Consider the following 12964-nt stretch of genomic DNA (forward strand, 5'->3'; position numbering starts at 1 on the left):
AAAATAATGAACAGTTCAGTCCTGATCGAGTCGTTCGCTGAATTTGCGAAATTCAAGAACATAGACCGCCCGACGATGATGCGCATCCTGGAGGATGTATTCCGCACTATGATCCGCAAAAAGTGGGGTACCGACGAGAACTTTGACATCATCCTGAACGTGGAGAAGGGTGACCTGGAGATCTGGCGCAACCGCGAAATCGTGGACGACAACTCGGAGGACATCTGGGACCATGACAAGATCAGCCTTACGGAGGCCCGCAAGATAGAGCCTGACTTTGAAGTAGGCGAAGAGGTATCAGAAGAAATACAGCTCGAGGACTTCGGTCGCCGCGCCGTGTTGACTGCCCGCCAGACCCTGATCCAGCGTATCAAAGACATGGAGAAAGAACTCCTGTTCCAGAAGTACAAGGACCTTGTTGGCGAGATCATCTCAGGTGAGGTATACCAGGTATGGAACCGCGAAGTACTGTTGCTTGATCAGGAAGAAAACGAACTGCTGATCCCGAAAGGCGAGCAGATCCCGAAAGATCGCTACCGCAAAGGCGACGTAGTGCGTGCTGTGGTACAGCGTGTTGAGATCGTGAATGGTAATCCGAAGATCATTCTTTCCCGTACATCTCCAGCATTCCTGGAGCGTTTGTTTGAGAACGAAGTTCCGGAAATATACGATGGCCTGATCGCGATCAAAAAAATCGTGCGTGAGCCCGGCGAGCGTGCTAAAGTAGCCGTAGAATCGTTTGACGACCGTATTGACCCGGTAGGTGCCTGTGTGGGCATGAAAGGTTCCCGTATCCACAGCATCGTGCGCGAGCTGGAGAACGAAAACATTGACGTGATCAACTACACCGACAACCTGGAGCTATACATCCAGCGTGCCCTTAGCCCGGCTAAGATCACGAGCATGAAAATAGACAACGAAAACGGTAGAGTATCGGTGTTCCTGAAGCCAGACCAGGTGTCGCTTGCGATCGGTAAAGGCGGCCAGAACATCAAGCTTGCCAGCAAACTGGTTGACATGGAGATCGACGTGTTCAGAGAGTCTGAGGTATACGAAGAAGACATCAGCCTGGAAGAATTTACAGACGAAATCGAAGACTGGGTGATCGCAGAACTGCGCCGCATCGGCTTGGATACAGCCAAGAGCGTACTGGCAGTTTCGAAAGAAGACCTGCTTCGCAGAACAGAGCTGGAAGAGGAAACGATCGAAAGCGTACTCTCTATCCTGCGCGAAGAGTTGGAAGAAGAAGACAATCAATAGTTGTGAGTTGAGCTTCGTTCCTGTAATTTTGAAAGAAATTCGGAACGAAGCTCAGTTCTATACCTTGCAAGGCAACTATAGCATATTAACAGAATAAATTAAAGACAGCATATCAGAACATGGCAGAAGACAAAATCAGGAGGCTCAAACAGGTTGCAACTACTTTAAACATTGGTACAGCTACCATTGTGGATTACCTCTCTGCTAAAGGCTTTGACGTGGAAAACAAACCCACTACCAAAATCACGGCAGAGCAGTTCAGTATGCTGGCTAAGGAGTTCGCTTCTTCAATGCAAGACAAGATTGAAGCGGAAGAACTCAACATCGGCAAGAAACCACAAAGCAACCAAGTAGTGGAATCGGAGCCGCACCACGAGCCCAAGAAAACAACAGAGCCTGAGCAGGAAATCCTGATCAAGAGCGTGCACCAGCCGAAAGCTGAAACACCTGAGGCCAAGCCTAAAACAGAAGAGCCAAAAGCGCCTGCACAGCCAGCCGCGGCACCAGTTGAGGCAAAGCTGCCAGGTATAAAAGTGCTCGGTAAAATAGACCTGGACGCAAAAGGCCGCCCTATACCAAAGGCAGCACCTAAAGCTGAAGAGCCGAAGGCACCTGCAGCAGAGCAGCCAAAAGCTCCGGAAGCGAAAGCACCAGAGCAACCTGCCGCTCCAGCCCCTGCACCTACTCCTGCGCCAGTTGAGCAACCAGCTGCTGAGCAGAAGCCTGCAGCAGCTGAACAAGCACCTGCGACGCCAAAAGCAGAAGCTCCGAAACCGGAGACTCCTAAAACTGAAGAAAAGCCACAGCAGCCGGCAACGCCTCCTGCCCCTGCTGCGGAACAAAAGACAATAGAAACAGAAAAAGCTCCTGCGCAAGCAGCGGCACCACAGGCTCCGGATCAACCGGCTGCAACGCCTGTCGAAAAAGGAACAGAACCAATAGAAACAATTACAGCAAAAGCCGACCAGCTGAAAGGCCTTACGGTACTGGGCAAGATTGAACTGCCAGACAGCACACGTAGAAAAGGTACTAAGCCGGTAGCGTCTTCCGATGACAGGAAGGCCGGTAAAAAGAAAAAGCGCAAGCGCATTATTGTGGCCGGCACTGAACAAGGCGGCGGCACACAGGGACAACAACAAGGCACTACTGCTAACCCGCAGTCACGCCCGATCCAGCACACTGGCGGCACAGGTGGTGGCTACCAGGGCAATCGTCCGGGACAACGTCCTGGCGGCGGACCTGGAGGTCGTGGGCCACGCAATGCTCCATCTCCTCGCGCAGAAAAAGCAGAGGTAACTGATAAGGAAATTCAGGAGCAGATCAAGGCTACGCTGGCGAAGCTAAGCGGCGGCAAAGGTGGTGGTGGTAACCGCGCCAAGTACCGTCGTGAAAAACGCTCTGCTATTGCTGATGCAACAGAAGAGCGCCGTCTGATGGAGCAGGCAGAGTCTAAGACTCTGCGTGTGACAGAATTCGTGTCAGCCAATGACCTGGCAGCACTTATGAATGTGAGCGTGAACGAAGTCATCAAGGTATGTATGCAGTTGGGTATGTTCGTATCCATCAACCAGCGCCTTGACGCCGAAGCGATCACCATCATAGCGGACGAATTTGGCTACGCAGTTGAGTTCATCACATCCGAAGACGAGCAGGCGCTTGAGGTAACCATTGAAGAAAACGAAGAGGACCTGGTAGATCGTGCTCCGATTGTGACAATCATGGGTCACGTTGACCACGGTAAAACCTCCCTCCTTGACTATATCCGAAACGCCAATGTAACAGCTGGCGAGGCGGGTGGTATCACGCAGCACATTGGTGCCTACAGCGTGAAAACTGAAGGCGGACGTACCGTTACCTTCCTCGATACTCCTGGTCACGAAGCCTTTACGGCCATGCGTGCCCGTGGTGCCAAGGTAACAGACGTTGTTATCATCGTGGTAGCAGCCGACGACTCAGTGATGCCACAGACAAAAGAAGCGATCAACCACGCACAAGCTGCTGGCTCGCCGATCATCATCGCTCTGAACAAAATTGACAAGCCAGGAGCTAACCCGGACAAGGTACGTGAGGAACTTGCCCAGATGAACATCCTGGTGGAAGAGTGGGGTGGTAAATACCAGTCACAGGAAGTATCAGCCAAAACTGGCCAAGGTATACCTGAACTGCTGGAGAAAGTATTGCTGGAAGCAGAACTACTTGAGCTGAAGGCCAATCCAGACAGAAAAGCGGTAGGTACGGTGATCGAAGCCTCTCTTGACAAAGGCCGTGGCTACGTAGCCACTGTACTGGTTCAGACAGGTACACTGAATATTGGAGATGTTGTGCTAGCCGGCTCTCACTATGGTAGAGTAAAGGCTATGACAGACCACCGCGGTCGCAAGATGAAAGAAGCAGGCCCTTCTACTCCGGTACAGCTGCTCGGTCTTGACGGTGCACCACAGGCTGGTGACAAGTTCCAGGTAATGGAATCTGAGCGTGAAGCACGTGAGATCGCAAGCAACCGCGCTCAGCTGCAGCGTGAGCAAAGCCTGCGCACACGTAAGCACATCACCCTGGACGAGATTGGTCGTCGACTGGCGATCGGTACATTCAAGGAGCTTAACGTGATTGTGAAAGGTGACGTGGACGGTTCAGTAGAAGCACTTTCTGACTCCCTGTTGAAGCTGTCAACTGCCGAAGTGCAGGTGAACATCATCAGCAAAGGCGTAGGCGCTATCTCCGAATCCGATGTATTGCTTGCTTCGGCTTCTGATGCAATCATCATCGGCTTCCAGGTGCGTCCTTCTCAGAATGCACGCAGACTGGCAGAGCAGGAGCAGATCGACGTTCGTCTGTACTCTATCATCTACGATGCGATCAACGAGGTGAAAGATGCGATGGAAGGTATGCTTGCTCCTACCCTGAAGGAGGAGATCACAGGTAATGCTGAAGTTCGCGATGTATTTAAGATCACAAAGGTTGGTACGATTGCTGGCTGTATGATCACAGACGGCTCTATCCAGCGTAACTCTAAAGTACGCCTGGTACGCGACGGCATCGTAGTGCACGACGGCGAGATCCTGGCACTCAAGCGTTTCAAAGACGATGTGTCAGAAGTACGCCAGGGCTACGAGTGCGGTATCAGCCTCAGAGGATACAACGAAATACAGGTTGGAGACGTGATCGAAGCTTACGTAGAAAAAGAAGTGAAACGCACGCTGTAATACAGCTGAATTACCCATCATAAGAAAGGCTCCTGCGAAAGCGGGAGCCTTTTGTTTTGCACCAATAGGAGGCGCGAAGATTTACCTGTCTGACAGGCGCTATACCTGATACAGTATACCTGTAACTACCAGTGTAGATTGGTCCTGGAGGAAAACTATACCTGCTAAACTGAAAGCCTGAAAGCAGCATAGCCTTTCAACTATTTCAGGAAATCCTGTACCTCCGGACTAATAAGCTGCTCCAGATTTGTGGGATACAAAAAAGCCCTGTCAAGTATATACCGGACAGGGCTTTTAAATGCTTTTGCAGTGACCAATTACAATGACATGCGGGCCAAGCGACGCTTATCGCGCTTATGCTTGCGATGCATCTCTTTCTCTTTTTTCAGAATGGCTTGCATGCGTTTGCTTCCTTTGATGCGGTCTTTGGTGAAGCGGGAACGGTTCGTGTTTTCATAGGCATTCCAACGTGTATCCATACCTGAAGCACGTGTCCCCACAGCATCAACGGTAGTACCTTTTTCCTGTACTTTGGCAGTACCCCAGAACTCATCTTTACCCGAGCTCAGGGAAGTGCTCGATGAACTTGAAGTCTGTGCCATCGCATCGGACACAAACAGGAAGAAAGCTAGAGAGAATAGTAACGATATGACTTTTTTCATAAATCCACTTTTGATAATGTATCTATACAACGTACATTATACGCTAAAGTATACATTTTTAGTGAATAACAAGAAGTGCAGGGCAAAAGTTTACTATTCAAATTTGTAAGAAAATCCTATTCCCATGGTTTCTTTGAGCTGTAAACGGGGCCCTTTTCCATCCAATGTACCATCCCCACTGCGGTCTACATCGATCATAATATCATCGTCATAAATCATGTGCAAAAAGAGGCTGGCTGACAGAAATTTGTTCACCTTAAAGTTCACCAGGTTCTCCCAGTTTACATCAATATTCTTGGCATTGCGCAGGTAGTTCGAAAACAGATCGGCTTTCGACTGCAGCGTTACATTTTTAAATATTTCGTTGCGAAAGCGGACATTCACAAAACCACCGAACTCTTCACGCAGACGCTCCCCTGTACCAGGTATGAGACGTCCCTCCAAGTCGCGCTGGGCAGGCTCTACACCAAACGCGCCATAGTCGGCCATGCGCTGGTTGAGCACCGCCGTGAACTTACCTGTAAAAGGTGAAATAAAAACTGAAAGCTTGGGATTAGGCTTGTAGTCCATACCAATGGAAGCCAGCACAAAAGCGGGCGCCATGAAGTTAGACATGACAGAGTCTCGCTCCGGGGTATAGGTTGGACTGATCTGTGTGCGGGTGTTAAGCTGCGCCGTGTAGAACCACTTGCTGGAGGCCTGCCGGCCATACTTCAGGTTAAGCTCAAGCCGGTCGTCGCTCTTGCGGAGGCGCTGTTCCTGCAGCTTTACAGTGCCATAAGTGATGTCCAGGGTATTGTTCCAGGTATGCTTCCCATTCTTGTAGTTGCCGTAGAGGTTCAGGATGCCCAGTGCTGACAGCGAGTTCTGTCCGCCGGCCGCCCAGTTGCTGAGGCTTACCTGGCTGAAGTTGACTGTGCCGGTTCCTCCGAAGTCCCAGATATTGCGAACGGCTACTGTATCGACGAGGGTGTCCTGTGCAGTGGCAGAAAATATGGAGATGTTAAGAATGAAAAGCGGAAGTAATAGAGTGCGCAATAAAGCCTTAAGCATGAAAATAAGGTGTAAAGTGAGCAGTATGCTAATTAAACCCCACAAAGATAACAAAACGATGTTGGAGCACCGAAACTATAAGGAAAGTTTAGCACAAGGCAAGTTGAACTGGGCCATTGCCAGATTGCATTTTAGGGATTTAAGCAAATCACTGCTATATTTGCTGCTGGTATCTATACATCTACTCAGAGATAAAAACTATGTCTATATACGAAAACCTGCTACTTAACCTTGAGAACGGAATCCTGGTGATCACCATCAACCGTGCCGACAAGCTTAATGCGCTCAACATCGATACGATCAAGGAGATTAAGGCTGCCATCCAGCAAGTTTACGACGACCCGGCTGTAAAGGGAGCTATCTTTACAGGTGCCGGAGAGAAAGCTTTTGTAGCGGGGGCTGATATCTCCGAGATCTCTGAACTGAGTGAAGTGAACGCCCGTGGTTTTGCAGAGCGCGGCCAGGAAGTTTTCAGCATGATTGAGCGTTGCACCAAACCTGTCATAGCAGCCGTAAATGGCTTTGCACTGGGCGGTGGTTGCGAACTGGCAATGGCCTGCCACATGCGTGTTGCCAGCGAAGGAGCCCGCTTTGGTCAGCCGGAAGTGAACCTGGGTCTTATCCCTGGTTACGGCGGCACACAGCGCCTGACGCAGCTGGTCGGCAAAGGCAAAGCGATGGAGCTGATGATGACCGCTGATATGATCGGTGCCGGAGAAGCCAAGGCACTTGGTCTGGTGAACCATGTGGTGCCTGCCGTAGAGCTAATACCGAAGGCAATGGAGATCATGAACAAGATCTTATCGAAAGCACCACTTGCCATTGGCCTGGTGATCGACTGCGTGAACGCCGTGTATGACAAAGACGAAGATGGCTACCAGACAGAGGCGAACTCTTTTGCCCGCTGCTGCTCTTCACAGGACTTTGTGGAAGGCACCAACGCTTTCCTGGAGAAGCGTAAGCCTGTATTCAAAGGCGCATAAGCCTATACCTCCAGAACGCGCTATACCTATCATAAAAAGCAGGTATAGCGCGTTCTGTGTTTTTCAGCTGATACCCATACCTACCTGCCCCAAAACAAACACATGAGCATAGCCAAGAAACTGGTCGGGCAAACCGCTGCCTACGGACTGAGCAGCATTGTGGGCCGCGCCCTCAACTACTTGCTCGTCCCGGTCTATACCCGTGTGTTCCTTCCTGAAGAGTATGGGGTGGTGTCGTACCTGTATGCTTTTGTGGCCTTCTTCAACATCGTGTATACCTATGGTATGGAGACGGCCTTCTTCCGCTTTGCCAACAAGCCTGAGCAAGACCCGAAGGCAGTTTATAACCGGGTATTAAGTGCTATTCTGGTCAGCAGCACAGCTCTTACGGGCATCCTGCTCCTCTTTTCTCAGGAAATTGCCAACTACATTGGCTACCCAGAGCACCGTGAGTACATCGTTTGGCTGGCGCTGGTACTGGCGATCGATGCGCTGGTGGCTATACCTTTCGCCTGGCTCCGGCATCAGAACAAAGCCATTAAGTTTGCGTCCATCAAACTGGCTAACATCCTGCTCACGGTTGGCGCAAATCTGTTCTTTCTGGTTCTGCTGCGGCATATTTATGAAGGTCAATACCTGCAAAGCCTGCAGCCGCTCGCCACATACCTGTATAATCCGGACTTTGGCGTAGGCTACATCTTCCTGATCAACCTGGTGGCCAATGCCTTGCTTATACCTATGCTGTGGAAAGAGCTGCGCATCTTCCGCTTCAAACTAGATGTGGAGCAGCTTAAGCCTATGCTGCGCTACGCCTGGCCGCTCCTGTTTATGGGCCTGGCAGGTATGGTAAATGAGGTGATCGACCGTATTCTGCTGGAGCGTTATCTCCCCGAAGGCTTTTATCCGGGTACCAGCAACATGGCGGCTGTAGGTATATACAGTGCCTGCTACAAGCTGGCCATTTTCATGACGCTCACCATACAGGCTTTCCGCTATGCCGCTGAGCCATTCTTTTTCTCGCAAGCTAAAGAAAAGGAATCCCCACAAGCCTTTGCCTTGGTCATGAAATGGTTTGTGATCGCCTGCGCCTTCATCTACCTGTTTATCTCCACTAACCTCGAAGACTTTGCCCTGCTCATAGGACCTGAGTACCATGATGGCCTGATGGTCGTGCCGGTGCTCCTGCTGGCTAACCTGTTCCTGGGCATTTATTACAACCTGACCGTGTGGTTTAAGCTGACAGACAAAACGCACTTCGGCACTTACATCAGTTTTGGTGGTGCGGCTATTACTATTGCCTTCAACCTGCTGCTTATACCTGTGCTGGGCTATATGGGCTCTGCCATTGCCACGCTCATCTGCTATGTAGGTATGGCCCTGGCTACTTACCTGCTCGGCAATGTGCACTACCCGATCCCCTACCCTGTCAAGACCATTTTAGGGTACATCTTGTTTGCCACGGCACTTGTGCTGGCCGCCTTCCTGGTGCCTATCGAGAACTTCTGGCTGCGCCACGCATACCACCTGTCGCTTTCGGGCGTTTTCCTGGTGGTGGTTTGGCTCAGGGAGCGGGCCTACTTCCTATCTAAAAAATAATCTTTATCTTTAATAGATGAACACGACGAACTTACCGGTTAAAGTCATTAACCAATCGAAGCATGCGCTCCCTTCTTACCAGACGGAGCACTCGGCAGGTATGGACCTGCGCGCGAACCTGGAAGCACCTGTTACGCTAAAGCCACTGCAGCGTGCGCTTATACCTACCGGCCTGTTTATTGAGCTGCCCGAAGGACACGAGGCGCAGATCAGACCCCGCAGCGGACTTGCCTACAAATATGGCATCTCTATCGTGAACAGCCCTGGCACTATCGACGCAGACTATCGCGGCGAGATCAAAGTGCTGCTGGTAAATTTGTCGGATCAGGACTTTGTGGTGGAAGACGGGGAACGTGTAGCCCAGATGATCGTTGCCCGATACGAGCGTGTGGCATGGGCCGAAGCTGAGGTCCTGACAGATACTGAGCGCGGCGCCGGTGGCTATGGCAGCACGGGTACCAAGTAGCCTGCCCACCACAGGTATAGCTCGCCTTTTTCTTCTTTTTGAAGCGCGCTAAAACCAAACATTCAAAATACAGTATTAATCAAAACCAATAGTGGCCAGGCAACACGTCTGGCTACATTTTTCAATCCATAAACTAATAGCTATGAGGATTATTGTACCTATGGCAGGTATGGGCAAGCGTATGCGCCCACACACACTTACTGTTCCTAAACCACTTATACCTATCGCAGGCAAGCCGATCGTGCAGCGCCTGGTAGAAGATATCGCTAAAGTATGTCACGAGCCGATCGAGGAAGTGGCATTTATTATCGGTCATTTCGGCGAAGAGGTAGAGCGCGACCTGAAGGCCATTGCCACCTCAGTGGGTGCTAAGGGCAGTATTTATTACCAGGAAGAAGCCTTGGGCACTGCGCATGCCATCCTGTGCGCGCAGGACTCGCTGGAGGGCAAGGTAGTCGTGGCCTTTGCCGATACCCTGTTCAAAGCAGACTTCCAGCTCGACACGAACGCCGACGGCACTATCTGGGTGCAGCGCGTAGAGGACCCGCGTCCTTACGGAGTGATCAAACTCAATGAAAACAACGAAATCACCGACTTTGTAGAGAAGCCGCAGGAGTTTGTATCGGACATGGCCATCATCGGCATCTACTACTTCAAAGACGGTGCATACCTGCGCAACGAGCTACAGTACCTGCTTGACAACGACATCAAAGACAAGGGAGAATACCAGCTGACGAATGCGTTGGAGAACATGAAGAACAAAGGCACGAAATTTATTCCTGCCGTTATCTCAGAATGGCTCGATTGTGGCAATAAAAATGCAACAGTTTTCACCAATCAACGCTATTTAGAATATATCAAGGATGAGAAGGGTTTGGTAGCCGCGTCGGCTGATATCCAGAATTCTGTGATCATCCCCCCCGTGTATATCGGAGAGAATGCCGTGATCCACAATTCAGTGGTAGGCCCGCACGTTTCTATTGGAGACAACACCAGCGTATTGGAGTCTGTACTGAGTAATTCCATCGTTCAGAAGGAGTCAACCATCAAAAACGGGAACATAGCAAACTCAATGATAGGTAATTTTGTTTCCTATGAAGGACGCCAGTCAGACCTGAGTATTGGCGACTACAATACGCTTAAAGATTAGCATACCCATTTTATGACCCGATTCAGAAACATTGTGCTCGCTACTTGCTGCCTTGCACTGGTCGCGACCGGCGAAAGCCAGGCCCAGTCTAAGAAAAAAAAGAAGGGTAAGGAGAAGAGCGAAACAGCACAGGTAGCCATACCTGCGCCGCAGCCCGAACCCAGCGAGCAGGAAAAGCTGCTGAGCGAGGCATTGTTTCTGGAGGGCATGAAATATTTTATGCTGGAGGACTACAAGCAGGCGCTGAGTCAGTTTCAGAAGGCATATGCCGTAACGCCAAGCAATGCGGCGCTCAATTATAAGCTGGCCGAAACCTACATGTTGATGGAAAACCCGAAAGCGGGCGTTTCATTTGCTCAGGCCGCCATCGCCAACGATAATCAAAACCCTTACTACTACCTGTTGCTCGCCCAGCTGTATACCGAACAGAAGCAATACACCGAGGCAGCTCAGGCTTACAACGACCTGCTGCGCAATGTGCCTGACCAGGAACAGTATCTCTTCAGCTTAGCTGAGCTATACCTGGCTCAGTCCAAGTATGACGATGCGCTTAAGACCTATGACCGCATAGAGAAAAAGTACGGTGCGCTGGAGCAGCTTTCCATGAACCGCCAGCAGATATACCTACGCCAGAAAAACATTGGGAAGGCCTTAGCTGAAGGTGAAAAACTAATTGCGGCCAACCCAACTGAAATCCGGTACCTGCTGGCACAGGCTGAGCTTTACAATGCCAGCAAAAAGCCGGACATAGCCATCGAGACGCTCAACCGTGCCCTACGCATCGAGCCGAACAACCCCTTTGCGCACCTGATGCTCTCTGACCTGCACCGCCAGAAAGGAGATTTACAGGAGTCTGAGAACCAGGTGAAGATCGCATTCGCCAGCACTGACCTCGACATTGACACCAAAGTACGCATCCTGGTAGATTTCATCAGACAACTGCCTAATCCAGCTATTGAAGGTATAGCCCTGGAGTTGGCTGACCTCACCATAGAGTCGCATCCTGAGGAGGCGAAAGCTTATGCTGTGGCGGGTGACCTGCAGACGATCATCGGCAAAAAAGAATCTGCCCGGGGCAATTATATCAAGGCTGTAAAGCTGGATGACTCCCACTTTAAGATTTGGCAACAGATCGTATTGCTTGATGCTGAGTTGGGCGAATCAGGAGAATTGGTGCAGCACTCCGAACAGGCACTGGAGCTATTCCCGAATCAGGCTGTGTTCTGGTTCTACAACGGCACCGGCCACCTGATTGAGAAAAACTTTGACCGTGCTGCTAAGTCCCTGGAACATGGCAAGCGCCTTTCAGCGAGCGAGCCTGAGCTGGTGGCGCAGTTCAATGCCCAGTTAGGGGATGCCTACAACTCCATGAAAGCCTACAAGAAGTCAGACGAGGCGTATGAGGCTGTTCTTTCGCACGATCCTGACAATGAGCATGTGCTCAATAACTACAGTTACTTTTTGTCGCTGCGCGGGGAGCAACTGCCCAAAGCCAAAGCCATGGCTGGCCGGCTGGTAGAGAAACATCCCGCTAATCCCACCTACCTGGATACCTACGCCTGGGTGCTGTACAAGATGGAAGACTATGAGGGCGCCCTGAAATACCTGGAGCAGGCCATCGCCTATTCCGAGGACGCTACCATTGTAGAGCATTACGGCGATGTGCTGTTCAAACTCGGCAAGCGTGACGAGGCTGTCAGGCAGTGGGAAAAAGCCAAGCTAAAGGGAGAAGCCTCCGCTTTCCTTGACAGAAAGATAAAAGAAAAGAAACTCTATGAATAAACAGCTCCTGCTATGCCTGCTGAGCATAGTCCTGTTTTCCGCCTGCAAAAAAGAAACGATCCCTTCTGCCGCAACCGTCGCCACTGAAACAGTTGGCAATGTCACTGTCCAAAATCTGGAATTCACTTACCTGAATGCCCGTGGCCAGCTTAAGTTTGATGACAAAGGCCAGAGTACTTCGTCAGGTTATGCCCTGCGTATGCAGAAAGACAGCGTGATCTGGATCTCGGTGCTGCCGGGGCTAGGTATAGAAGCTGCCCGCATCAAGCTGACACCTGACTCCGTGTACATGATGAACCGCATCCAGCGCGAGTACGCCGCCACTGATTATGCTTTCCTTAGCAAGCGCTTTAACGTAGCACTCGACTTTCAGGTAGTGCAGGCCATCCTGCTGGGCAACTACCAGGCCAACGGCTCCGAAAAAGCCACCAATCAGGGGCAGATGCAGCATGTGCAGCAGCTGCGCCAGAACCTGCTCTTTGATTACTTCATTAGTTCCGAAAATCTGAAGCTGCAGCAGCTTAACGTAAAAGACCAGCTTTCCGGCAATAGCATTGTGGTACAGTATGAGGGCTTTCAGCCTTTGGGTAAAGTCCCTTTTGCATACAATATGCTGGCCCAGATCCTGCAGTCAGGGCAAATTTCCGATTTCAATATGAACCACAGCAAAGTCACCGTTTCTGACGAAGTGCTGGAGTTTCCCTTTAGCGTTCCTTCTGGTTACAAGCGCCTTTAGCCGAATAAAATCTTCGGGGTTCTGGTTCGGGCCATTTAGTTTTGCCATATTTGTAAGCTAAGTGTAGTATACC

At 50.7% G+C, this 12964-nt stretch carries 10 protein-coding genes; 8 read left to right on the forward strand and 2 right to left on the reverse strand.

Annotated elements, in window-relative coordinates; translation table 11 throughout:
* The first annotated feature begins 6 nt into the window (after positions 1-6).
* Both nusA and infB read left to right on the forward strand, forming a co-directional pair.
* A complete protein-coding gene (gene nusA, locus AC5FXQ_RS04215; protein ID WP_007657162.1) occupies positions 7-1260 on the forward strand; it encodes a transcription termination factor NusA in 1254 nt (417 codons plus the stop codon).
* Positions 1261-1379: 119 nt separating this feature from the next.
* Positions 1380-4463 carry a translation initiation factor IF-2 gene (gene infB / locus AC5FXQ_RS04220; protein ID WP_493601234.1) on the forward strand — a complete coding sequence of 1028 codons (3084 nt, stop codon included), beginning with the start codon at positions 1380-1382 and terminating at the stop codon, positions 4461-4463.
* 317 nt (positions 4464-4780) lie between these two features.
* Here the strand turns inward: infB and AC5FXQ_RS04225 are convergent, their stop codons facing one another.
* Both AC5FXQ_RS04225 and AC5FXQ_RS04230 read right to left on the reverse strand, forming a co-directional pair.
* On the reverse strand, positions 4781-5125 hold the full coding sequence (locus AC5FXQ_RS04225; protein ID WP_493601235.1) for a hypothetical protein: 345 nt from the start codon (positions 5123-5125) through the stop codon (positions 4781-4783).
* 93 nt (positions 5126-5218) lie between these two features.
* Entirely contained in the window at positions 5219-6178 is a 960-nt protein-coding gene (locus AC5FXQ_RS04230) for a DUF3078 domain-containing protein (RefSeq protein ID WP_493601236.1), read from the reverse strand.
* 200 nt (positions 6179-6378) lie between these two features.
* Here AC5FXQ_RS04230 and AC5FXQ_RS04235 point away from each other — a divergent pair, with 200 nt between their 5' ends.
* The 6 genes from AC5FXQ_RS04235 to lolB1 all read left to right on the forward strand — a co-directional run bounded on the left by AC5FXQ_RS04235 (position 6379) and on the right by lolB1 (position 12891).
* The gene (locus AC5FXQ_RS04235; RefSeq protein ID WP_493601237.1) at positions 6379-7161 is read left to right on the forward strand and encodes an enoyl-CoA hydratase/isomerase family protein; all 783 of its coding nucleotides are present in this window, start codon (positions 6379-6381) and stop codon (positions 7159-7161) included.
* Between the two features lie 102 nt (positions 7162-7263).
* The gene (locus AC5FXQ_RS04240; protein WP_493601238.1) at positions 7264-8757 is read left to right on the forward strand and encodes a lipopolysaccharide biosynthesis protein; all 1494 of its coding nucleotides are present in this window, start codon (positions 7264-7266) and stop codon (positions 8755-8757) included.
* A gap of 16 nt (positions 8758-8773) precedes the next feature.
* The gene (dut, locus tag AC5FXQ_RS04245) at positions 8774-9223 is read left to right on the forward strand and encodes a dUTP diphosphatase (RefSeq protein ID WP_196117097.1); all 450 of its coding nucleotides are present in this window, start codon (positions 8774-8776) and stop codon (positions 9221-9223) included.
* A 142-nt stretch (positions 9224-9365) separates the two neighbouring features.
* On the forward strand, positions 9366-10373 hold the full coding sequence (locus AC5FXQ_RS04250; protein WP_493601239.1) for a sugar phosphate nucleotidyltransferase: 1008 nt from the start codon (positions 9366-9368) through the stop codon (positions 10371-10373).
* A gap of 12 nt (positions 10374-10385) precedes the next feature.
* Positions 10386-12155, forward strand: a complete 1770-nt coding sequence (locus tag AC5FXQ_RS04255; RefSeq protein ID WP_493601240.1) for a tetratricopeptide repeat protein — start codon at positions 10386-10388, stop codon at positions 12153-12155.
* Positions 12148-12891 carry a lipoprotein insertase outer membrane protein LolB1 gene (lolB1, locus tag AC5FXQ_RS04260; RefSeq protein ID WP_493601241.1) on the forward strand — a complete coding sequence of 248 codons (744 nt, stop codon included), beginning with the start codon at positions 12148-12150 and terminating at the stop codon, positions 12889-12891. Before AC5FXQ_RS04255 ends, lolB1 begins: the two co-directional genes overlap by 8 nt.
* Positions 12892-12964 lie beyond the last annotated feature (73 nt).

The organism is Pontibacter sp. LHS1 (assembly GCF_058932855.1).